This is a genomic window from Raoultibacter timonensis (assembly GCF_900240215.1).
GTDB classification, from domain to species: domain Bacteria; phylum Actinomycetota; class Coriobacteriia; order Coriobacteriales; family Eggerthellaceae; genus Raoultibacter; species Raoultibacter timonensis.
Window position 1 is genome coordinate 264,768 of sequence record NZ_LT964681.1, and the last position, 21,773, is coordinate 286,540.

The 21,773-nt window shown below is 58.9% G+C and carries 20 protein-coding genes; 8 read left to right on the forward strand and 12 right to left on the reverse strand.

Going from position 1 to position 21,773, the window contains the following annotated elements; translation table 11 throughout:
- Positions 1 to 24 precede the first annotated feature (24 nt).
- The 4 genes from C1722_RS13325 to C1722_RS13340 all read right to left on the reverse strand — a co-directional run bounded on the left by C1722_RS13325 (position 25) and on the right by C1722_RS13340 (position 5,139).
- Positions 25 to 1,455 carry an AI-2E family transporter gene (locus tag C1722_RS13325; protein ID WP_102379864.1) on the reverse strand — a complete coding sequence of 477 codons (1,431 nt, stop codon included), beginning with the start codon at positions 1,453 to 1,455 and terminating at the stop codon, positions 25 to 27.
- 5 nt (positions 1,456 to 1,460) lie between these two features.
- Positions 1,461 to 2,285: a DUF948 domain-containing protein gene (locus C1722_RS13330; protein WP_102379865.1), complete on the reverse strand. Its 825-nt coding sequence runs from the start codon at positions 2,283 to 2,285 to the stop codon at positions 1,461 to 1,463.
- A gap of 172 nt (positions 2,286 to 2,457) precedes the next feature.
- Complete coding sequence (locus tag C1722_RS13335) at positions 2,458 to 3,771, reverse strand: replication-associated recombination protein A (protein ID WP_102379866.1); 1,314 nt, start codon at positions 3,769 to 3,771, stop codon at positions 2,458 to 2,460.
- A gap of 435 nt (positions 3,772 to 4,206) precedes the next feature.
- Positions 4,207 to 5,139: a hypothetical protein gene (locus tag C1722_RS13340; RefSeq protein WP_102379867.1), complete on the reverse strand. Its 933-nt coding sequence runs from the start codon at positions 5,137 to 5,139 to the stop codon at positions 4,207 to 4,209.
- 116 nt (positions 5,140 to 5,255) lie between these two features.
- Here C1722_RS13340 and C1722_RS13345 point away from each other — a divergent pair, with 116 nt between their 5' ends.
- Positions 5,256 to 5,474, forward strand: a complete 219-nt coding sequence (locus tag C1722_RS13345) for a helix-turn-helix domain-containing protein (RefSeq protein WP_102379868.1) — start codon at positions 5,256 to 5,258, stop codon at positions 5,472 to 5,474.
- 89 nt (positions 5,475 to 5,563) lie between these two features.
- On the opposite strand, the gene C1722_RS13350 is transcribed toward C1722_RS13345, so the two are convergent.
- The 6 genes from C1722_RS13350 to C1722_RS13375 are packed head-to-tail and all read right to left on the reverse strand — an operon-like array spanning position 5,564 to position 11,353.
- Complete coding sequence (locus C1722_RS13350) at positions 5,564 to 6,958, reverse strand: sensor histidine kinase (protein ID WP_102379869.1); 1,395 nt, start codon at positions 6,956 to 6,958, stop codon at positions 5,564 to 5,566.
- Positions 6,959 to 6,968: 10 nt separating this feature from the next.
- The gene (locus C1722_RS13355; RefSeq protein WP_102379870.1) at positions 6,969 to 7,661 is read right to left on the reverse strand and encodes a response regulator transcription factor; all 693 of its coding nucleotides are present in this window, start codon (positions 7,659 to 7,661) and stop codon (positions 6,969 to 6,971) included.
- A gap of 10 nt (positions 7,662 to 7,671) precedes the next feature.
- Positions 7,672 to 8,547 carry a phosphate ABC transporter ATP-binding protein PstB gene (gene pstB, locus C1722_RS13360; RefSeq protein ID WP_102379871.1) on the reverse strand — a complete coding sequence of 292 codons (876 nt, stop codon included), beginning with the start codon at positions 8,545 to 8,547 and terminating at the stop codon, positions 7,672 to 7,674.
- Positions 8,540 to 9,520, reverse strand: a complete 981-nt coding sequence (gene pstA / locus C1722_RS13365) for a phosphate ABC transporter permease PstA (protein WP_102379872.1) — start codon at positions 9,518 to 9,520, stop codon at positions 8,540 to 8,542. Before pstA ends, pstB begins: the two co-directional genes overlap by 8 nt.
- The gene (pstC, locus tag C1722_RS13370; RefSeq protein WP_102379873.1) at positions 9,517 to 10,380 is read right to left on the reverse strand and encodes a phosphate ABC transporter permease subunit PstC; all 864 of its coding nucleotides are present in this window, start codon (positions 10,378 to 10,380) and stop codon (positions 9,517 to 9,519) included. The genes pstA and pstC overlap by 4 nt, the downstream gene beginning before the upstream one ends.
- Positions 10,381 to 10,423: 43 nt before the next feature.
- The gene (locus tag C1722_RS13375; protein ID WP_102379874.1) at positions 10,424 to 11,353 is read right to left on the reverse strand and encodes a substrate-binding domain-containing protein; all 930 of its coding nucleotides are present in this window, start codon (positions 11,351 to 11,353) and stop codon (positions 10,424 to 10,426) included.
- A gap of 269 nt (positions 11,354 to 11,622) precedes the next feature.
- Here C1722_RS13375 and C1722_RS13380 point away from each other — a divergent pair, with 269 nt between their 5' ends.
- Positions 11,623 to 11,835: a TOBE domain-containing protein gene (locus C1722_RS13380; RefSeq protein WP_102379875.1), complete on the forward strand. Its 213-nt coding sequence runs from the start codon at positions 11,623 to 11,625 to the stop codon at positions 11,833 to 11,835.
- A gap of 84 nt (positions 11,836 to 11,919) precedes the next feature.
- On the opposite strand, the gene C1722_RS13385 is transcribed toward C1722_RS13380, so the two are convergent.
- Together C1722_RS13385 and C1722_RS17615 are read right to left on the reverse strand one after the other, a co-directional pair.
- Positions 11,920 to 12,423: a hypothetical protein gene (locus tag C1722_RS13385; RefSeq protein ID WP_102379876.1), complete on the reverse strand. Its 504-nt coding sequence runs from the start codon at positions 12,421 to 12,423 to the stop codon at positions 11,920 to 11,922.
- 2 nt (positions 12,424 to 12,425) lie between these two features.
- Positions 12,426 to 17,384, reverse strand: a complete 4,959-nt coding sequence (locus C1722_RS17615; protein WP_180995255.1) for an MBG domain-containing protein — start codon at positions 17,382 to 17,384, stop codon at positions 12,426 to 12,428.
- Positions 17,385 to 17,798: 414 nt separating this feature from the next.
- Here C1722_RS17615 and C1722_RS13395 point away from each other — a divergent pair, with 414 nt between their 5' ends.
- From C1722_RS13395 to C1722_RS13425, 6 genes are all read left to right on the forward strand, one after another.
- Positions 17,799 to 18,731, forward strand: coding sequence for a transglutaminase-like domain-containing protein (locus C1722_RS13395; RefSeq protein WP_180995256.1), 933 nt, complete (start codon positions 17,799 to 17,801; stop codon positions 18,729 to 18,731).
- Positions 18,732 to 18,792: 61 nt separating this feature from the next.
- Positions 18,793 to 19,845: a type II secretion system F family protein gene (locus C1722_RS13400; protein WP_102379879.1), complete on the forward strand. Its 1,053-nt coding sequence runs from the start codon at positions 18,793 to 18,795 to the stop codon at positions 19,843 to 19,845.
- A gap of 14 nt (positions 19,846 to 19,859) precedes the next feature.
- On the forward strand, positions 19,860 to 20,186 hold the full coding sequence (locus C1722_RS13405; protein ID WP_102379880.1) for a hypothetical protein: 327 nt from the start codon (positions 19,860 to 19,862) through the stop codon (positions 20,184 to 20,186).
- Positions 20,183 to 20,710 (forward strand): DUF4860 domain-containing protein, encoded by a 528-nt coding sequence (locus C1722_RS13410; protein ID WP_180995257.1) that lies wholly within the window; start codon positions 20,183 to 20,185, stop codon positions 20,708 to 20,710. Before C1722_RS13405 ends, C1722_RS13410 begins: the two co-directional genes overlap by 4 nt.
- A gap of 392 nt (positions 20,711 to 21,102) precedes the next feature.
- Entirely contained in the window at positions 21,103 to 21,270 is a 168-nt protein-coding gene (locus C1722_RS17025; protein WP_180995258.1) for a hypothetical protein, read from the forward strand.
- Positions 21,267 to 21,758: a S4A5 electrogenic sodium bicarbonate cotransporter 4 gene (locus C1722_RS13425; protein ID WP_102379883.1), complete on the forward strand. Its 492-nt coding sequence runs from the start codon at positions 21,267 to 21,269 to the stop codon at positions 21,756 to 21,758. The genes C1722_RS17025 and C1722_RS13425 overlap by 4 nt, the downstream gene beginning before the upstream one ends.
- Positions 21,759 to 21,773: the final 15 nt, after the last annotated feature.

Below are 21,773 nucleotides of genomic sequence, written 5' to 3' on the forward strand. Positions count from 1 at the left end.
TGTCGTTCGTACTCTTTCTCGATATCAGTCGTTATCGTTCATTGCAGACGCATCGGTTTCGGCAGAGCCCTCGGATGGCTTCGCCGAAGACGACCCGTCTTCGCTTCCCGGTTCCCGTTTGACGTCGTCCGCCGAGCCGACGGCATCTGCCGACCCCTTTTCCCCGTGCGAACGGCGACGGCTCTTCCGTTTGCCGTTCCCCCCGTCGCGCATCGAAGGAGCCATATCGGCGAGCGGATCGACGAGCATGCCTTCGGTGCCGGTCGGCGTTCCCTTGAAGAACACCCCGTCCTCCGACACGATACGCCGTCCGGTTCGCTTTTCGAAATAGTACACGAAAACCGACTTGGCAACAGCCACAGCGGGAATCGATGCGAGCATTCCCACAAGGCCTCCCATAAATCCGCTCATGGCGCTGCCGATAGCCGAACCGGCAAGCAGGGCGATGATGACGAGGGCGGGATGCACGTCGACCGAATTCGACATGAGCTTCGGCGACACGAACGTGTAGACGAACTGCTGGATGGCGATGGTCACCACAACGGCCACGAGCGCAACCAGCGGGCTCACGAACACGCAGGCGATGGCCGCAAGGGCGCCGCCGAGCCAGGGGCCGACGACGGGGATGATGTTGAGCAGGCCCGTGATGCCGCCGAGCGCGGCGTAGTTGGGCACGCCGATGATGGCGAAAGCGATGCCGCAGGCCAATCCGATGAGGAAGCACTGCACCAGGGTTGCTTTGATGTAGCCGCCCATCACGCGGGTGAAGGTGACGTGAAGCATCATCGCGTCTTCCTTGCGCTTCTCGCCGATGAGGCGACGGCATTCCCGCCCGAGAGCGGGCAGCTCCATGAGGATCCAGAACGCCACGACCATCGAGAAGCCGACGACCATGAAACTGTTCGCGATCGTTCCCCCGACCAAAACGATGCCCTCGGCGCTCACCTTGGCGGTTTCGCTCGCCCATGCACCGACCGATTTCGAAAGGTCGTCGATCCAGCTGCTCACGAAATCATTCTGGAACAGATGCTCGTACTGCGGATAGACGCTGTTGTACCAATCGGTTATCTGCTGCACGTAAGTGGGGATCGATTGCACGAGGTTCATGAACTGATCGCCCACGCCGAACACCGGCGAGAACATGAGCGCTCCCATGCCGATGAGCACCGCGAACATGAGCACGTAGGCGATGGTGGTGCCCGCAGCGCGGTTGAGGCCGAGTTTCTCGAGCCGGTTCACCGGGGTACGCAGGCAGAACACGATGATGCAGGTCCACACGACGATGCCGACGGGAACCGACAGGACGTTCATCGCGTAGGCGAACACCGCCGTAAGCAGAATGGCGCCGACCACCGTCCATACCTGATAGAACCGCTTGCGCGTTTTCTGGCTGCGTTCCCGTTCGATCTCTTTCTCTTGCGCCTCGTCTACGGGCGCAACGCCGGCCTTGTCCATGGGCGCTATTTCGCTTCGGTTTTGGCTTCAGAGGCGGGCGATGCGTCGCCGCCGTAGGTGAAGTACTTCTCCTTCGTAGCGGCCGCATCGGCTTCGACCACGGCATGAACCGCATCGGCCATCTGGGATGCGGCCGCATTCGCCCTCGCAGACGCCTCCTGGCGCTCGGCTGCGGCGGATTCGCGCTCGGCCTTGCGTTCCTGCGTGCGCGCATGCGCTTCGTCTGCCCCATCGCTCACGGCCTGGGCCACATCGCCCGCGACGGCGCTAGCGACCTTTGCGGCATCCTGAGCAACGGCACCGGCAGCCTTGACGGTATCCTGAGCCGCTTCGACGACGGAACGGTCTTCATGCGCTCCGCGCCTCTGCTCGGAAGCTGCGGTCTTCCTATCCTGTCCAAGCGTTACCGATTCGCTCGAAGCCTTGCGGGTCTTGAACACGCTGCGCACCTTGCTCGAAACGCTGTTTACCAGCTCGAGCGGCGCGTTGGCTGCGGTGTCGACCGCCTCGACGGCGGAAGAAAGCGAACCGGTGATATCGTTGACATCCTCAAGGATCTGATCGACGCGCATGATCTCGAGATTCGCAGCGTCGACCGTGAGCGAAACGCGCTCGACGAGCGGATCGACCTTGGCCACGACGGGTTTAAGCGATTCGGTTATCTCTTCGACGTTGGCGAGCGTGGGCTCGATCTGGCGCTGCACGTCATCGACGGTTTTACGTGTTTTCCTGATCGTCATAACGAGTTCGACGACAAGCCACACGAGGGCGGCACCCACCAAGACGTATACGACCGGAAGCGCGATTTGTACTATTTCAGCGAAATCCATTGAACTCCTCCTCGCTTTTCGAGTCCATAACTATACCACGTTGGTATCAGATTCTATATCCGCGCGAAGGCTTTCCACGGTGCGTTCATAGTGCGTTTCTGTCACGTTACCTGCGTGAAGGACGCATGGAAGATTCAACGGCGCAGCGCGTCCGCATCAACGCCGCACGAGGTTACGCGCGGGGCTTGCGATCTCTTGCCGTCGCGTCGACGCGATAGGCCTCCCAACCGCGCTCCCCCGGTTTGTAGAACGAACCCCGCTCGAGCCCGTCGGGCAGATACTGCTGGTCGACCCAACCGCCCGGGTAGTTATGCGGGTACTTGTACTCGCCGTATTCGTCGGAGCCGGGTCGATGCCGGTCGCGCAGGTAGTCGGGTACACTGCGCAGCGGCCCGTTGCGCACCTCGGAAAGCGCATCGAAGATGCCGCATGCCGCGTTCGATTTGGGCGCAAGAGCCATGTAGGTTGCCGCCTGGGCCAAGATAAGCTGGCATTCGGGATAGCCGATCACCTCGGCCGATTTGAATGCGGCTTCAGCGATGAGCAGCGCTTGCGGATCGGCGTTGCCGATATCTTCCGCAGCGAGGATGAAGATGCGCCGCGCTATGAACTTCGGATCCTCTCCCCCGTCGATCATGCGGGCGAGCCAGTACAGTGCAGCATCGGGATCGCTGCCGCGCATCGATTTGATGAACGCGGATATGATGTCGTAGTGCATATCCTTGTTCTTGTCGTAGGGAAGCGACCGATGGGGCGTCGTAGCACGGACGGCCTCCTCCTCGATCACCGCGGGCTTCTTCCCCGTGCCCGCCCCCACCATGCCCGCCGCAAGCTCGAGGGTGGTAAGGGCCGTTCTCCCGTCGCCGCCCGCAAGCAGCACGATGGCATCTTCGGCCGTCTTGTCGAGCCGGTACTGCGCCGCCAAGCCCCGCTCGTCGGCGACGGCCCGGGAAAGCAGTTCACGGATGTCGTCGTCGGAAAGCCCCTGAAGCTCCACAACGCGCGAACGGGAAATAAGCGCCGAGTTGACCTCGAAGAAGGGGTTTTCGGTGGTGGCGCCCACGAGCACGAGTATACGGTCTTCGACCGCGTGGAGCAATGCATCTTGCTGGTTGCGGTTGAACCGATGTATCTCGTCGACGAACAGGATGGTTCGCAAGTTGCTCATCGTGAGGCGCTTTTCGGCCGCATCGATTTCACGCCGCAGATCGGACACCGTGCCGCCGACCGCCGATACCTCCACGAAAGTCGCCTTCGTCGTTTCGGCGATCACGTGCGCGAGCGAGGTCTTACCCGTTCCCGCCGGCCCGAACAGAATGACCGAACTCAAAGTATCCTGCTCGATCGCCGTTCGCAGCCAGCTGCCCGGTCCGACCGCCTGCTCTTGTCCCACGAGCTCGTCGAGCGAGCGCGGACGCATGCGCACGGCAAGCGGGGCGACCGACCGCCTAGCGTCGTTTTCGATTTCGGTGAACAGATTATCCATTCGATCATTGTACCGTGAGTAACCGGGAAGCACAAACTTTTGTTCGCATCGTTGGACGATGCCCATAAGAACCGCAATGCAAGATAACGGTTGAATGTCAAGACTTTCATTCCTCGGAAAGGACTCATATACTCAGGGTACGCTCTGCTCCTCGGTCACACATTGCGATGGACCGATGCTAACTTTTTGGGAGCTCAAGATAGCAGGTGGAATGGAGATTCGTATCCGTTGATGCGAAAGCCAGGAAGCCGGCTGCGAGCACCCACCTTTTGAGGTGGGTTCATCCTAGACCAGGGGTGGGGCTATCGAAGGCGTCCGTTAATCGGGCGCCTTTCGCTTTCCCTGCGGCGCGACGCGCATGCTCCCGCCTGCGCAAGAGTCCCGTGCCCCTCGTCAACCTTCATGTATAATTAAGTTCTTACATTATTGGGCGACTCAGGCGGGAGCATGCGCGTTCTCGATCGCTTTAATACCCGGCTCGCGATCGCTGCGCACCCATGCGGCCAGTTCGGCGTACATGCGTGCATGCAGGGCGTTGATGGCGGCTGTGGAAGAGGGGTCTGCCCCCGCGTAAAGAGCCGCAGTCCGATCCTCGAGCATCGATGTCGCGAATTCAGCAGTCGCCTTGCCGGATTCGGTGATCGAGATCATGCGCCGTCGCCTGTCAGACCCCCTTCCACACAACCCCAACCCCTTATCGATCAGCGATTTTGCCACAGCGGAAACCGTGCTCCGATCGACCATCAGCGCATCGGCTGCAGCCGAGCACGAAAGCGGCTGCCCGCAGCTTTGCAACAGGGCGAGATACCGGTACTCGGTGAACGCGACCCCCGCCGCAGCGCATGCTTGCACCCACTGCCTGATGATCGCCGCAACGGCCATGAAGAAGGAGGGGGTCAGGCATCGATGAACCGCGCGTCTTTCCTTACGCCCGGTCAACCCCAACGTTTCCGCCGCCTCCTGGAACGCACCCACGATTCGGGCGGCGTCGTCGTCGGAGCACCATTGCCACACGGTGGCGCGCAGATGCCGATAGGCGCTTTCGAAGGCGCGTTTCGCCAGGGCGTTTCCTTCAGGAATTCCCCGCAGTACGGCAACACGCCGATCGCTATCGCAATGCTCCTTTTCGATCAACCCAGCGCGCTCGAGCTTGATCGCCGCCGCGACCACCGTGTTCTCGCTTGCTACCATCGACCGGGGGAAATCAGAGATCGTCATCGGGTCTTTGCTGGCGCCCAACAACGCGAGCAGACAGCAGGGCAAATACGACACCCCGCATTCCCTGTCGAAGCACGCGGCGCTGCGGCGCTGCAGATCGACGACCACCGACGCCAGATCGGGCGTGAACAGAACGTCGGTTTCCGCCATCGCCGCCTCCCTCCCGCATCGCATGCGCCCGGGTATCCTGAAGATTTATTCTATTATATCCGAATTCTTCGGTTATATCCAAAGAAGCCTTAACGGCCATCGCATAGCCTCGCGGTATGGAATTCAAGGCGGAAATAGAAGCGATCGGGAAGAACATCGCCAACGAGCGGAAGCGTCAGAACTTGACGCAGCATCGCCTTGCGGACATGGCCAACATGAACGAGGGCTACCTCTGCGAGGTCGAAAAGGGCATCGCCAACCCCACCATCGGCAAGCTGCTCTCCCTTGCCGAGGCGCTCGGCGTTCCCGTCTCCTCTCTTTTATCCGGCATCTGACGCGCGGGTCCGCCTCAAGCCCGACCCGCGCATGCCTTCGTGCAGAAACCGAGCCCGCGGCCTCTTCCGCAAACCGGCAGACGAATCCGTTAATTCGCCCTTTCGTCCATTGCAGGGAATCGCAGGATGAACGTCGTCCCCTCGCCGAGCGTACTTTTGACCTCGATCGATCCGCCGTGGTACATGACGGCGTGTTTGACGATGGCAAGGCCGAGCCCCGTGCCGCCCGTCTCCTTCGAGCGGCTCTTGTCCACGCGGAAGAAGCGCTCGAACACCTTGTCGTGCATCTCCTCGGGAATGCCCACGCCCGTATCGGTCACGCGCACGACCGGGCCTGCGCCGTCGTTGCCGACGATCACTCTCACGCTGCCGCCTTCGTGGTTGTAGCGGATCCCGTTCTCCACGAGGTTGTACAGCATCTCCTCGGCAAGCGTATCGGTTCCCGCAATGCAGGTCGATTCGCCCTCGACCAGCACGCGCACCCCTTCCGAATCAGAGAACGGAACAAGACGGTTCGCCACCGACTGGGCCATGGCGTACAGATCGATTGCCTGATCGCGATCCCCCACCGCCGCCTCGTCGAGCCTCGAGAGGATGAGCACGTCGTTGATGAGCGATCGCATCGCCTGGGCCTCCTCGTAGATGAGGCCGGAGAACTTCCTGCTGTCGGCCGGATCGACCAGACCGTTCTTCATGAGCTCGGCGTATCCTGAAATCACCTGGAGCGGTGTTTTCATCTCATGGCTCACGTTCGACGAGAAATCGCGGCGCATCGTTTCGGCACGGGCGATCTCGCGGGTCTGCTGCTTGAGCATCCGCTGCTGCTCGTCGATGCGCTCGAGGAGCGGATCCATCTCCTCGTAGATTTCGTTTTCGAGCGGCTCGGCGAAGTTGAGCGCGTCGATGGGCTTCATGATACGGCGCGTGAGCAGCCGCGACAAAACGAAGACGAGCAGTACGACCACCGCGAGGGCGACGGCGAGGGGGCCGAGCATCGTGGTGGCGAAAGCCACCAGGGAGTGCCGCGTTTCAGCCAGGCGGATCACGCTGCCGTCATCGAGCTTGACGGCGGAATAGAGGGTGTCGGTTTTGAGGGTTTCCGAGTAGCGCACCACGCTGCCATGCCCGTCATCAAGCGCTTCGCGCACCTCGGGGCGGCTCCCATGGTTCTCGGCCGCAGAGGCGTCGGCGGATGCGCTGTCGAACAGAACCCTCCCATCCGCAGCGATCAGCGTGTAGCGCACCGTCCCCGCGAATTGGGCCAACAGCGACGGGACGTTCTCGTCGCTCGGCGTTTCATTGAGATAGGCTGCGGCGTCTTGAGCCTGTTCGGTCAGGGCGGCTTCGGCCTCCTGCTCGTAGCTGAAATAGAACAGCACCGTGATGATCGCCGAGAACGCCAGGATGACGGCGATCGTGAAGACGAGAACGGTGTTGAATATCTTTCCTGAAAGGCTCTTGACGCTGAAATGGGTCGGGCTCATCGCTTCGGCCTTACGAGGGCGTTTTCACGCAGTAGCCGACTCCGCGCACCGTTTGGATGCAGGACTCGATACCGGGCGATGCCGCCGCGAGTTTCTGCCGCAGCGTCTGCACATGCACGTCGACGGTGCGGGTGCCCCCCGCATACGTCATACCCCACACGTCTTCGAGCAGCTGGCTGCGCGAAAGCACCTGGCCGTTGTTCTGCATAAGCGCGCGCAAAAGATCGAACTCCTTGAGCGTCAGCTCGACGGGCACCCCGTCCGCCTCGACGGTGTGGGCTGACGCCGACAGCTCGAGTTTGCCGCACGAAATCGCGTCCTGGGTGTTGCTCGACGGCTCGCCCGCACGGCGCAAAAGCGCGTTAACGCGCGATACGAGCTCCATCATGCCGAAAGGTTTAGCCAGGTAGTCATCCGCACCGGCGTCGAGGCCGCAGACGGTATCGTACTCGGTGCCTTTCGCCGTGAGCATCATGACGGGCACGTGCTTGATCGCAGGATCCTCGCGCAGCATTTTGAGTATCTCGATGCCGTCGGTTTCGGGAAGCATGATGTCGAGCAGCACAAGGCGCGGCACTCGCTCGGCGCATGCGGAGAAGAACTCCGAGGCGCACGAGAACCCGACCGCCTCGAACCCGGCCTGCTTGAGCGCGTAGATCGTCAGATCGCGTATATTGGTGTCGTCTTCAACGTAGTAGATCATGAGTGCTATTCTACCCGAAACGGCCCGATACGTAATCCTCGGTGCGCTTATCGTGCGGACTCGTGAAGATATCGTCGGTCGACCCCGCCTCTACCATCTCACCGAGAAGGAAAAACGCCGTTTTATCGGACACGCGCAGCGCCTGGAGCATATTGTGCGTAACCATGATCACGGTGTACTTGCTTTTGAGCTCGCCGACGAGCTGTTCGATCTTACCCGTCGAGATGGGGTCGAGCGCGCTTGTCGCCTCGTCCATGAGCAGCACCTCGGGGCGCACCGCCAGCGCGCGGGCGATGCACAGGCGTTGCTGCTGGCCGCCGGAAAGTCCCAAGGCGTTTTTCTTCAAGCGGTCTTTGAGTTCGTCCCAGATGGCTGCATCGCGCAGCGATTGCTCCACGATCTGGTCGAGATCCTCGCGGCGCTTGATGCCATGAGTGCGCGGGCCGAATGCGATGTTGTCGTACACCGACATCGGGAAGGGGTTCGGCTGCTGGAACACCATTCCCACGCGACGGCGCAGCGAATTGATGTCGACGTCGCGGTAGGCGTTTTTGCCGTCGAGCGTGATTTCGCCCTCGATGCGGCACCCCTCCACGAGGTCGTTCATGCGGTTGAGGCTCTTGAGCAGCGTCGATTTGCCGCAGCCGGACGGCCCGATAAGCGCCGTTACCTGGTTTTGCGGGAAATCGAGCTCGATGTTCTTGAGGGCATGGAAATCCTTGTAGTACAGATCGAGGCCGTGCACGCCCATCTTTGCCGGAGCGTCGGCGACGGGGCTGTCGCCGACGTTCACATGGCGGACTTCAACATGGGGCCGATAGGCGATCGCACCATCGACGCGCACTTCCTGAGCGGATGCTTTCTTCTCAACCAAAGCTTCAGTCATCTCTGTTTCCTTTTTTCATCTTGCGGGCCGCAAACGTCGCGAGCATGTTGAGCAGTACCACCAAAACAAGCAGCACCACCGCAGTCGCATACGTTTCATTGATATGCAGGCCCTCGCTTGCAAGTACGTACATGTGGACGGCGAGCGTCCTCGTGGAATCGAATACCGCGGCCAGGCCTTCGGTAGCGAAACCGGGAATCTGGGCGATCGAACCAGCCGTGAACAGAAGCGCCGCCACTTCGCCCACTACGCGACCGAGCCCGAGGATGACGCCCCCGAGGATACCCGGCACCGCCGAGGGCAGCACGCAGCGAAACACCGTGCGCAAACGCCCTGCGCCGAGCCCGAAGCCGCCCTCGCGATACGCGTCGGGTACGGCGAGCAGGGCTTCTTCGCTCGTGCGCATGATCACGGGAAGGATCATGATGGCAAGCGTGCATGCACCGGCGAGAAGCGACAGGTTCCAGTGCAGCGCCGTCACGAAGAACAGCATGCCGAACAAGCCGTAGATGATCGAGGGGATGCCCTGCAGCGTCTCGGTCGTCGTGCGTACGATGCCGACGAACCTGCTACCGCGAGGTGCATACTCCACCAGGTAAATCGCCGATCCCACGCCGAGCGGAACCGCCATGGCAAGGGAGAGCCCCGCCATGATGAGCGTGTTTACGAGCGCGGGCATGAGCGAGACGTTCTCGGAGGTGTATTCCCACTCGAACAGGCTCGGCGTCAGGTAGGGTACGCCCATCACGAGGATGTAGCCGACGATGAACGCGAGTACGCCCGCTGTCAGGAGAGCGCCCAGGTACACGAGCAGGCGCAGCAGAAGCGATACGATTACGCGATTGCGCGCATGGGCCACCTTGCGCTCCGCGAACATCGCATCAATGCGATCCGACACGCCGAGCGCCGCAGACGAGGCATTGACGGGCGCATCTGCGGCCGTTTGGGAGGCAAGGTCCATCTTCGGCGTCATTTGACCTCGCCTCTTCTCTTGATAACGTTGAGCAACATAGTGATGAGCAGGATGAACACGAACAGCACGACGCCGGTTGCAATGAGCGCACCGCGGTGGAGGTCGGCGGCGTAGCCCATCTCGAGCACGATGTTCGCCGTCATGGTGCGCACGCCCGAAAATATGCTCTCGGGAATGACCGGCTGGTTTCCGGCGATCATGATGACCGCCATCGTCTCGCCGATCGCGCGGCCGACGCCGAGCACGACCGCCGCGACGATACCCGAGGCGGCTGCGGGAACGAGCACGCGAAACGTCGCTCGCTCATGGTCGGCGCCGAGAGCGAGCGCTCCCTCGTAGTATTTTCGGGGAACGGCGTCAAGCGAGCTTTGCGCAACCGTGATGATGGTGGGAAGGATCATGATCCCCAGGATGATCGCAGCCGCGAGAAGCGAAAGCCCGTTGCCGACGGGCGCAGTCGCGCGGATGAACGGTACGATGATCACGAGGCCGAAGAAACCGTAGACAACCGAGGGAATGCCCGCAAGGAGCTCGACGCCCGGCTTGAGCACCCGGGCGACGCGACCGCTCGCGAATCGGGAGAGGAAGATCGCGCAGAGGATGCCTGTCGGAACGCCGACGATCATCGCGCCCGCCGTCACGTAGACGCTGCCAACGATCATGGGAAGGATCCCGTAGACGTCGTTTCCGGGACGCCAGGTCGTACCGAACAGGAAGTCGGGCAGCCCGATCTGCGCGATGGCGGGCACGCCGTTTGCGAAGAGGAAGACGCATATGAGGGCAACCGCAAGGATCGAAACCCCTGCGGCCACCATGAAGAACGCCTTCGCTACGCCTTCTTTTATGGATAGGTTTGCCATGTCTTTATACTCCGCTGACCTTGAGGCCGGAAGGTGCCTCGCGCTAGGCGAGGGCGTCTTCCCACGTAACGGCTTCACCGGTGTAGATGGCCTTCACCTGTTCGCTCGAGAGCTCGTCGATCGAAGCGTTCTTGTTCACAATGACCGCGATGCCGTCCTGAGCGATAACCGTCGGCACAAGGCCGCCGGAGGTTTCGGAATCCTTGAGTTCGCGCGAAGCCATGCCGATGTCGCAGGTACCCTCGGATGCCATGTTCATGCCGGTCGTCGAATCGGACGTCTGCACCTCGATGGTCACCTCGGGATTGAGCCCCTTGTACGCCTCGGCGAGTTTCTCCATAACCGGCGAGATCGAAGAGGAGCCGGCGATAACGATCTTGCCGCTCTTGTTCGATGCGGTGTAGGCGGCGGCAGCGTCGTCGACCGCGATGTAGCCGTTGTCCTCGATGACTTTCTGACCGTCGGCGCTCATGATGTAAGCGATGAAGTCCTGCGTAACCTCGGAAACGTTATCGCCGGTGGCGATGTTGAAGGGCCGGGCGATCTTATAGTCGCCGCTCTTCACGTTTTCGGCAGTCGCCTCGGCACCGTCGATCTTGAGAGCCTTCACCGTGTCGTTCATCGACCCGAGTGAAATGTAGCCGATGCCGTTCTCGTCACCCGACACCGAAGTCATCATGACCGAAGTGGAGTTGGTGATGGAGGCCGACATGGTGGTCATATCCACCTTCTCGCCGCTCGCATCCTTCTCCTCGATACCGAACAGCTCGATGAACGCACCGCGGGTACCCGATCCGTCTTCGCGGGAGTAGACCGAAATCTGACCCGAAGGCGACGTTGCGCCGGACGAAGCATCGCTTCCTGCGCCGGTGCCGCTTCCCGAGCCGCCGTTGCCGCTCGCGCAGCCTGCAAAGCCCAGTACACCGACAGCGAGCAGGGCGCACATCAGAACACCGATAACCTTCTTCTTCATTTCTTTCCTTTCAAACCGATCAAACCGTCGAAGCGTTTGAATTTTGTTAAACGTAATGCAACCAATGCAGTGCAACCATAGTCTCGCGTGCCGATCAAATACCTGTTCGGCGTACGTCAAATCTGAGTAAAGTTTGACCGATACGTTTAAAAACCAGCGATTTCACGTGTGCCGGCACGCGTCGGGAATAAACAATCGACGAGTTTCTTGAGAAACTGCAACCGAGCGCTACAATGGAAGGAGCAAGGCGTTTGAAAGGGGAATCAAACATGAAGTTATCGGCACGAAACCAGCTCAAGGGCACCATCATCGCGCTTCACCCGGGTGCGGTGAACGCCATCGTGATCATCGAGCTTCCCGGAGGGGAGCAGATCACCTCGACCATCTCGATGGGATCGCTCAAAGATCTCGGACTTGAAGTGGGTAAAGAAGTGTACGCCGTCATCAAGGCGTCGAACGTCATGATCGGCATCGACGACTGAGCAGCTAAACCGATCGAACCGAGAAGGGCCCGGATATGCATCCGGGCCCTTCGATTCTCAGCAAACGTGCGTCATGCTGACGGCTTATCGGGTACAGCAGCCCAAGCAGTCATCTAAAAGAGAGGCCAGCTCCTCTTTGCTCTCGAAGGGCTGCTGCTCCTGAGACTCGATAACAACCACTTCACCCGTCCAGTTATCGTTGCCGTACTTTTCGGTCTTAACGAGAAGCCCGGGCTTGAACTCCTCGCGCTCCGGAAGCTCCTGCGTGGTGAAATCGTAGTCAAGGTCGCGCAAAACCCGGTTCATAACCGCAACGAGCTGATCGCTTCCCACAAAGTTCAGCAATCCCGCTTCGCTGTTGAACAGCATGCTGTCGGCCACGTACATAGTGCGAATGCGTTTCTGCCGTCTTTTCTCGGCAGCTCGAATGCCAAGCACGATCCCGATAACCGCAACCCACCAAACAACGGCCAACAGCAAGTCGAGCGGGTTGTCGACAAGATTAAAGCCCAGGTAGTACCACAGCCACAGGAAAAACCCGCATGCCGCAACAAGTACTGCCAGAATAATCCAGTTGCTTCTCTTCACGGCTACGCCCCCTTTGCACCCGCGGTCGCCGGGGCGGCACCGGACAACGCGGCCTCTTCGTCCGCAACACCGAGCAGTTCATCCTCGTATGCTTTCAACTTATGCGCAAAGCGAATACGACGAACGAGCACTCCTGCGCCGTAGAGCAGGGTAAGAAGGATGCCGAGGATCAAGTAGTAGTGAACCCAACAATGCACGTAGTCGAACGTGCTGAGCGGAGTTTTCTCATCGTCAATGCGCTCTTCCGACGGCTGCGCCAACGGGGTTTCGTTTTCGCCGATCACCGCTTCGACGATCCCCTGCAAGGTGTCGGCTACCGGCGCAACCGGATCGCCGGCAGGCAAAACGCCCGGCGTCGGCGTAGCGGCAGGCGTCGGCGTGTCGGTCGGTGTAGGCGTCGGCAGCGGAATAGGAGTCGCCGCAGTAACATCCAAGACACCCCCAACGAACCGCAACGCATAATTGGCCGACTTAAACGCACCGTTGTCAGCGAGAGCAAGGGTACCCTGGTTGATGGGATACGTCCCAACATCCTCGCCCGCAACGCGTGCAAGCCCACCCGTAAATCCGGGAACCTCGCCATTCACCTCGCCGGTAAAGCCGTAGGTGAACGCTGGATCATCGGTTCCGACGACCTTGCTGAAATCATCGGCGGCAACCTCAAGCGGTGCGGGGTTGACGACGATAGCGGCACTCACAATAGCGGTATCCTGATAGCTACCATGGGTGGCCATGGCGTATACGGTGTAGATCCCCGCATCGGTGAACGATGGATTATTCGTTGACCAGCTCGTCTTATCGGTGGAATACAGGAGCGTTGAACCGGGCATCTCCGCTTCGGCTGCAATGGAGACAGGTTGACCATCGTACGTTTTCGTCAGGCCGTCTGCATTGATACGGACGATATTGCCCTCAGCAGGCTCGATGGCGAAATCGCCGTTCACAACATCATAGACGTAATTCGGATTGGCTTCTTCGACCGCCGCCGTCAACACGTTTTCGTAGGACCCGACCGACTCTTCGCTGTTGATGCGGCTGTATGCGATGTTTCCGAGCGAATCCTCGCCAACGAGGCCGGATACCGTGCCGACAAACGTCGGATCGTCATCACCGTAGTACTTGGAGGCGCTCGCCACATTAATAACAGCTTCAGCGGGTTTCACCGCGAGCGTGCCCAGCGTCGGCTGGCCGAGGGCGTAGTTGGACTCCTCGGCGGTGTAGCCGTTTTCGCCGCCGGCCCACTCGAGCTCGTAGGTGTTGGGCGTCGAGCCCACCTCGGTGATGGAGCCGGTGTTCGTCACGCCGAGCGTCTCCCCGGCGACGAGGCCCTCCACGGAGTTGCCCGCCTCGGTGAGCGGCGTGCCGTCGTAGGCCCTGGTCTTGCCGACGGTCGTGACGGAGAGCGGCGCGGGGTCGATGAGAGCACTCACCGGATCGCTCGTCCAGGTTTCATCGCCACGAGTGACTTTGACCGTGACCATAGCCGAATCGGAAACGTTTACGAAAGCATTGGATTCGAGTTTCGAATCATCGATCCAGTACTCTACGGTATCGGTCGCCAAAACGGTTCCGTCTATCCGCACGCGATGTACGTCGCCGTCGTAAACAACCCCGAATCCAATCGCCTTCAGGTCAAAGTCAGGAACGAACCGAGCGGTAAAGGTCGTGTCCGCATAGGTTCCGTCAGAGTTCTTCTCGATATTTTCAGCAGCTGTTTCGGCAGTCAAAACAACTTCAGCACCGTCGATCCCGACACCGTCAACGTACCATCCCTCGAATTTGTAACCAGGCTCGGCCGTAGCGGTCGAGCCGGTAACGCCCTCGGTACCCAGCACTTGGATGCTTTCGTTGGCAGGCACACTCACGGTACCGTTGCCGTCCGAGACGTAACTTACCGTATAGGTCTGCGTCGCATCGGCACTATACACAGCCTCGAATTCGACGCTGCTGCCGCCCATAGTGTATAAATCGTCGGAACCGTAGGACTCGTCGTCGGAAACGAGCTTCCAATGATCGAACACATAACCCGCATCGGCATCAAAGCCCGTATCCTCAAAGCTCTTTACCGTCACTTCGTCGCCAAGGTAGAATTGTCCACCCGAAAAGGGCTCGCCGCTACCGTGGTCGCCAGAGGTATACGTGACTTCATGAGCTGCCTCTGCCGCGACATGGTACCTGATGTCATCGTTATCCTGGATGACGTAGGCATCGAGGTCCTCTATCTCCATCCACTTGCCGTCGCGCAGAACCGTAACCGAGTACCCTTCGTACCGATCGACTTCGGGGGTCAGCTCATACGCTTCTTCAGCGAATCGCTCGATATCCGAAGCGGAGTACCACCGCACATTGCCAGAGTCGATGCTCAGAGCATGCTTGTCGAGATCCCTCTCCTGAGACAATGCGCCTTCGTCTGTCACGACGTACGCCTTGCTGTTTTCGCTGGTGTCATGGAACCATACGGTAATTGCAGCCTTATATACAGTCCATTGTGCGACGAGGGTTACGTTGCGATCGGGCATGGTCATGCCCGACGTACCTGCCGGATAGAGGGTCCCATCGGCCTCATCCAACCACCCGGCGAACACCTTACCTTCTTTCGTCGGTTCCCCGATGAAGGTAACCCGGCTGCCAACCTGCTGCACGCTCGACTTCGAATCCGTTGTGCCGTCGGCAAAAACGCCTCCGTTCACGTCGTACGTCAACGTTTTCGTATTGGCTAAATAGCGAGCGTAGTAGGTCGTCGGGCTCTTGAGCGTAACAGTGTCGGGAGCCTTGGTCGTATAGCTTTGATCGGTATACCAACCATCGAACTTGTAGCTCGCACCTTCATGGATCCGATGCGAATCATATTCGTAGCCGTCGGTCACAAAGGAGGTTTCGCCCAGCTTAACGGTGCTGTTGAGCCCGAACTCGGCGTTCTTGTTGTGCGTCGTCGAATTTGTCACCACCTTGCCATCAGGGTATCTGACGTTATAGGTAACACCGGCTGTCGTTTCCCTGTCTATCTGGATGGCACCATCGGTATGGAAGGATGCACCGGAATCTATAACATTATAGTTGTACCCGACGGATTGCTTCGCAATGTTGAGAGTCGTCCAATCCACGCTGTACTCCCACTCGGGCTGATAATCTGCGCCGTACACTTTTTCAATACCTTGCCTTATGGCAGCATCGCTCGGCGTAGAGACAATGTAGTCGTAGATGCTGAAATTACTTCCATCGTACCAACGGTTACCGCTTTTGAAATCGTCGGGCACGAGTATGGTTCCCGCCCCGGCATACATATAGTCTTTAGCAATAAGGCTCGTATTCGATTTGCCCTCAAGCACGAAATAGAAATACGCCTTGGCAGTAAACGATGCGTAGTAGGACGTGTCTTCGGTCACAGCGGGAAGTTCGTCTGCGCTCGCGTACGATTTGGAGTTAGGGGCGCTCGCCCATCCGGCGAAGGTGACGTATTTGGAGTCAATGCCGCGCGAAGGGGTTCCTTCGTAGGAAGGCCGCGCCCCGTCGCTCACGGTCGTCTGCTTCGAAACCTTGCCGTTCACATACCAGGTAACGGTATGCTTTTCCGAGGCAGGCACGACAGTGATTTCAGCCGTCTCGGTCCGGACCTTCCAACCGGCGGATGACTGGTACTTGTAGCTGTAGGTGATTTCCGCAACCCCCTCGCCAACGGCCACTATGTTTGCCCAGTCGGGATGGCCGCTCACTGAAGAGACCTTGGCAACACGCTCATCCGAGCTCTTCCAGGAGAAGGCCTTCCAGGAAGCATTCCAATTCCCTTTTGCCTTAACGGTCTGCCCCACCTCGAAGCTGTAGCTGTCGAGGTCTATTCCCGTCGCTTTATAGCTCGCGCCGCTTGCCACGTAGATGGTAAAATGGTCCACATCGAAGCTTTGAACCTCACGGTCCGCTTGACGTGCGCCGATCGCCTCAACCTGCGAGGCGTCATCGGATACGCGGTACACGCTCACCTCGTCGCCTTCGAGGTTCGCATCGAAGAAGCACACGTTCACAGGAGCCTCGGGCTGGATGACGCTGCCGTCTTTGCTGAGCAACGTGACGTCGATGGCCACGGCATCTTGGAGCACCTTGCCCTGATTCTCGACGGTCTCGGACACAGCTTCGATTACTTCGGTACGCTCGACTTTCGATGCCTGGACCGTGGTGCCTTCGGGCAGAACGCCTTCGCCTGCGGTCACTTTGACGACGACGTCGTCAACGTACGCGTATCCCTCGAAAACAGGGCTGTTTACATCGGCTGTCACTTCGACGGGTTCAGCCGACTCGGTGGCTTCGGACTGCCCGCCTTGCACCTGTCCTTCGTTGCCTGCGATTATCACGGTGTCCGACGTGATGGGATCGGCAGCGTTGCCGGCAGCGTTGCCCTCGGAACTCGCTTCGGTGGTTTCGACAGCGATAGTGAGCGCACTCGTTACCAGAGCGGCATCAAGAACATAACGCCCCCCCCCGTTTTCCTCAACAATCGTTTCCTTGCCGTCAACAACGGCCTTTACGGATGCGATTTCGTGGCTCTCGTCGGCGTAAACTTGCAAATCGAGTTCTTTGTGGGCGGGAACATCGAATGTTTTGGCGGGGGCCGCTATCGTTTGATCGAGAAATACAAGGTATGCATTTTGGAGATCGAGCTTGACAGTAGCAACATCGGAGTCGGCAGCCGACTCGTCTTCGCCCGTTTCAGGCTCACTTTGATTCGCAACCGCGGAAAAATCGCCCGACGCTTCAGGTTGTTCGCTCGTCGTATTCTGCTGCTCCTCTGATACGGCAGCATCTTCGCCACTCGGCTCCCGGGTATCGGCTTGCTCCGTTTGGGCAGAATCGGCAGCAGCGCCTTCAGCCGATCCATCCGCAGCATAAGCCGAGAAATTGGTGAATGTAAACACCAACACGACCGACATGAAGACAGCGAGAATCTTGCCCTCGAGCGAATTCTTCATATCATATAATTTTTCCAGCATATCCATACGTACCACCGAATCCTCAGCTATCGATGCACTTGGTTTACTCGTTCGAAAACGGGTGCGTCACGTTGTTTCGATTCGCTTGTACGTTGTCTCGCATGCTGTAAAAATACTCTGATGTGGTAGGCTGTTTCTCGTGTTTTCGCACGAGAGCAAACCCTTGTTTATTTTACCACTTTTTAACTTATATATTATTAATTTAGTGCTATTTATAAACATAAATCCGTAACCTCTGGTCAGAGCTTAATTGTTATGGATTTAGTCGGATAATGTACGTCTTGTTCAGTCGTTGCTTCAACCAACGAATGAATGACTATAATGCCACAGAGAGGTATCTTCAAAGCGTCTGCACCACCGATCGACGCCTGCACAGAACGGAAACGAACCCCGGTGAAACGCCGTCTGCATATCCCAACGCTGCTTTCAGCGGCTCTCGCGTGCTTACTGCTCGCAAGCTGCGACGGCGCCAACGGTCCAATCGGTGCAGGAGGCGGGTCTGGAACGAGCGGTCCCGCCTACAAGATGCCCGCCGTCGCTGAAGCCTCTTTCGACGAAGGCACAGCCCTATCCGAAAACGGGGGCATGATTGATGTCTCCTCGGTATCCGAGGGGTTCGTCGCCGCTTCGGCAACGAATGAAAGCAGGCTTAAGTTCCAGGTCGCCAAGGGGGACATGACCTACAACTACGATCTCCCGAACGACGGGACCCCTCTCATTTTCCCCTTGAACATGGGAGATGGCCCGTACACGTTCGGCATCATGCAAAACACGAGCGGCAGCAACTACGTAGAAATCACATCGGCTGCCGCCGATGTGACCCTCGACTCGGAGTTCGAACCGTTTATCAGACCAAACGTGTTTTGCGACTACGACGCAGACAGCCAATGCGTTGCGAAAGCCCAACAGCTCGCAGCCAATGCCGAGAACCAAGGCGATGTGCTTAAAGCCGTCTACGAATGGATAACCGAAAACATCCGCTACGATACCGATAAGGCCGCAGCACTTGCCGATGCCACAGGATACGTTCCCGACCCCGACGAAACGCTTGCCGAAGGTTCGGGCATCTGCTTTGACTACGCATCGCTTGGAGCTGCGATGCTGCGCAGTTTGGGCATTCCATGCAAAATAATCACAGGATATGTATCCCCCGATGGTATTTACCACGCGTGGAATGTAGTATATCTTGACGGCAGTTGGATTAGCGTCGAAGTAAACGTTGAGTCGCAAACTTGGACTATAATCGACTTAACGTTCGCCGCAGCAGGCGCCTCCCAAGAGTACGTGGGAGATGGAACTGCTTACACCGAACGGTATACCTATTAGAACAGACCGGCTCTCGCATGCCGTGAGTTGGCACCAGAAGCCAGAAGTGAGGAGCAGCACCATGGCAAGACCCCCGCTCAAAAGCAGCGCGCTCAGCGTGTATTGCGAAAGCGTAGCCATCATGCTCTCAGCCGGCATCCAGACCGACGAGGCAGTCCACATGCTGGGAGAAAACCTCGACGATACGGAGTTCAAAAGCATCTGCGACAAAGTGTACGCAGGCCTTATCGCCGGAAAACCGCTTGCCGCATCCATGGACGATTCGCAGGCGTTTCCGAGCTACGCCGTAGACATGGTTGCAGCAGGCGAGCAATCGGGGCGACTGGAAAACGCGCTCAGGAGCCTTGCGGTGTACTACGACGAAGAAGCGCGTCTTTTCGATAAAATCCGCTCCAATGTGGGGTATCCCGCCGCGTTGCTGTGCGTCATGAGCGTCGTACTCGCATTCACCGTCATCACTATTCTGCCCGTGTTCATCAACGCGTTCGAAAGCCTCTCGGGCAACCTGACCTCCGGATCGTTCGCCGCCGTGAACGTCTCGATCATCATCGGATGGGCTGCGCTCATCGTCACGCTCGTCTGCGCCGTCATCGCGCTTGCCGGTTTCTTCCTATGTCGGTCGGCTTCGGGGCGAATTTCGGTTCTGCGGGCGTTCGAACGGCTGCCGTTCACTAAGTCGGCAATGTACCAACTCGCGTTGAGCCGTTTCACCTCGGCCCTCTCCACCTACATCGCCTCCGGCATCGATACCGACACCGCGCTCAAAGACACGCTTACCATGGTTGACCACCAAGCCCTCAAGGTGAAACTCGAATCCGCCTACCAATCCATGATCGACCCGTCGACGGCGAAAAGCCTGCCGCAGGCAATTCGCGACAGCAACGTATTCGAGCCCCTCTATGCTCGTATGCTTTCGATCGGCTCGCGTTCCGGCGGCATCGACCATGTCCTTAACCGCCTCTCGACAACGTTCTTCGATGATGCCATCGTACGGATCGACAGCGTAGTCGATTCCATCGAGCCGGCACTTGCCGCGTTTCTCACAATTGCCGTCGGGGCAACGCTCATCTCCGTCATGCTTCCGCTTATCGGCATCATGGGCTCGATCGGGTAGAAGGCGGAGAGCCAATGCATCACGAGCAAACAAAGCAGAGTCTCGAACGGTCACGCAGACGCCGGCTCATCGCAGCGATCATAGCGGCTGCGCTTATCGTTCTCTGCTGGTTCGCGTATACGGCGATAAGCCAAAACCTTCGCGAGCAAGGAGCAGCCTCCATTCGTACTGCAATACTCGACGCGTCGATGCAATGCTGCGCCATCGAGGGATCCTACCCTATCTCGCTCAAGCACCTCGAAGCCGAATACGGACTCACAATCAACCATGAAGACTACATCGTCACATACGAAGCCTATGCGGCGAACATAGCCCCGAGCGTAACGGTGGTGCCGCGATGACCGATCGTGTCGACTCCGTTATGGACGCATTCGACGCAGGAGCCTTCACGACGGGCATGCGGCCGAAGACGCGTGCGTTCGGCCGCGTCTTCACGGCGCTCCTGCTCGCCCTTTTCGTCGTTACGCTCTTGCTGGCTGTTTTGGTCGGCACGGACGTATACAAATCGCTTTACGGCGTTAGATCCGAAACGAACGAAACGCGTCTCGGCCTCAATCTGATCGCGAACAACGTACGCGCAAACGATGCGGTCGATGCCGTGGCGGTCGGATCGGGCCCCGAGGGGCGGTCTCTCGTGCTGGTAGAGCGCCTCGAAAGCGGCACGTATGAGACAAGGATCTACCGGTACGAGGGCTCCATCGTCGAGGAATACGCTCTTGCCGATGCGGCGTATACGCCAAGGAAGGCTACGAGAATCGTGGCTTCAGACCGGTTCGATTTCACCTACGAAAACGGCCTTCTCACCGTTACAACCGACCAAGGAAGCATCGACATCGCGCTACGCAGCATCAAGGGAGGTGCGTGACGTGGATCCCGCCGCTCGGCGCCTGCGCGCCGCCAATCAGAAACCTCGCTCGTCGTGGCACGGCACCGCCTTCATCATCGAAGCGATCGTTCTGCTCGCATTCCTGGTGGGGTCTGTCGCGCTGTTCATGCAGCTTTTCGCGAACGCGTCGTCGAAAGGCGCAGAAAACGAGAATCTCGCACACGCCATCGTGCTCGCCTCGAACAGCGCCGAACGATTTGCAGTCGAGCCGACGGGCGTGACGGACGAGACGGAAACCGAAGACGGCTTTCAGGTCACCTGCACCGTCACCGCTGAAGAGACCGGCGGCGGTNGCAGAAAACGAGAATCTCGCACACGCCATCGTGCTCGCCTCGAACAGCGCCGAACGATTTGCAGTCGAGCCGACGGGCGTGACGGACGAGACGGAAACCGAAGACGGCTTTCAGGTCACCTGCACCGTCACCGCTGAAGAGACCGGCGGCGGGACGTTGTACCGCGCGGATATCGTGGTTTCGATGGGCGAAGACGAGCTGTACGGCCTTCAAACAGCAAAGTACGTAAGCGAGGCAATCCGATGAGCAACGGGCGAGGTTCGGTGAGGATAGGGCCGGTAAGCCTGCTTACCTTGGTCATCGTGCTGTGCTTAGCAACCATGGCCGTGCTCTCGGTTTCAACCGCACAGGCAACATTTGCGGCAACCGAGCGTCAAGCGGACTTCACTGACGACACGTATAAAAACGAGGTCGCGGCGCAGCGTTTCGTCGCCGATATCGACGGAATCCTCGCTGAAGCGCGCCTCGAAAAAACGAGCGGAGCGCTATTGCCCTCGGCAATCGAAGGCGCTCTTCCGGAGCTTGCGGCCAGCATATCGAATGACGATACGTCAGCGGAAGCCAGCATGGAAAACGGCGTTGTACGCGCAACGTTTACCGCAAAAAGCGGGCGCTGTCTCGAGATAGAGATCACGCTGCGCGACGGTTACACCTACGCTATCACGCAATGGAAAGCCACGACCCAATGGAACGAAGAAGGCGACGGTGAAACCCTATGGTCGCCGTCCGCATAACAGGTTAGGAGAACC

Bases quoted from the DNA above. Each gene is read 5' to 3' on its own strand.
- C1722_RS13325 (WP_102379864.1), bottom strand. From the start codon at position 1,455: ATGGACAAGGCCGGCGTTGCGCCCGTAGACGAGGCGCAAGAGAAAGAG.
- C1722_RS13330 (WP_102379865.1), bottom strand. From the start codon at position 2,285: ATGGATTTCGCTGAAATAGTACAAATCGCGCTTCCGGTCGTATACGTC.
- C1722_RS13335 (WP_102379866.1), bottom strand. From the start codon at position 3,771: ATGGATAATCTGTTCACCGAAATCGAAAACGACGCTAGGCGGTCGGTC.
- C1722_RS13340 (WP_102379867.1), bottom strand. From the start codon at position 5,139: ATGGCGGAAACCGACGTTCTGTTCACGCCCGATCTGGCGTCGGTGGTC.
- C1722_RS13345 (WP_102379868.1), top strand. From the start codon at position 5,256: ATGGAATTCAAGGCGGAAATAGAAGCGATCGGGAAGAACATCGCCAAC.
- C1722_RS13350 (WP_102379869.1), bottom strand. From the start codon at position 6,958: ATGAGCCCGACCCATTTCAGCGTCAAGAGCCTTTCAGGAAAGATATTC.
- C1722_RS13355 (WP_102379870.1), bottom strand. From the start codon at position 7,661: ATGATCTACTACGTTGAAGACGACACCAATATACGCGATCTGACGATC.
- pstB (WP_102379871.1), bottom strand. From the start codon at position 8,547: ATGACTGAAGCTTTGGTTGAGAAGAAAGCATCCGCTCAGGAAGTGCGC.
- pstA (WP_102379872.1), bottom strand. From the start codon at position 9,520: ATGACGCCGAAGATGGACCTTGCCTCCCAAACGGCCGCAGATGCGCCC.
- pstC (WP_102379873.1), bottom strand. From the start codon at position 10,380: ATGGCAAACCTATCCATAAAAGAAGGCGTAGCGAAGGCGTTCTTCATG.
- C1722_RS13375 (WP_102379874.1), bottom strand. From the start codon at position 11,353: ATGAAGAAGAAGGTTATCGGTGTTCTGATGTGCGCCCTGCTCGCTGTC.
- C1722_RS13380 (WP_102379875.1), top strand. From the start codon at position 11,623: ATGAAGTTATCGGCACGAAACCAGCTCAAGGGCACCATCATCGCGCTT.
- C1722_RS17615 (WP_180995255.1), bottom strand. From the start codon at position 17,384: ATGAAGAATTCGCTCGAGGGCAAGATTCTCGCTGTCTTCATGTCGGTC.
- C1722_RS13400 (WP_102379879.1), top strand. From the start codon at position 18,793: ATGGCAAGACCCCCGCTCAAAAGCAGCGCGCTCAGCGTGTATTGCGAA.
- C1722_RS13405 (WP_102379880.1), top strand. From the start codon at position 19,860: ATGCATCACGAGCAAACAAAGCAGAGTCTCGAACGGTCACGCAGACGC.
- C1722_RS13410 (WP_180995257.1), top strand. From the start codon at position 20,183: ATGACCGATCGTGTCGACTCCGTTATGGACGCATTCGACGCAGGAGCC.
- C1722_RS13425 (WP_102379883.1), top strand. From the start codon at position 21,267: ATGAGCAACGGGCGAGGTTCGGTGAGGATAGGGCCGGTAAGCCTGCTT.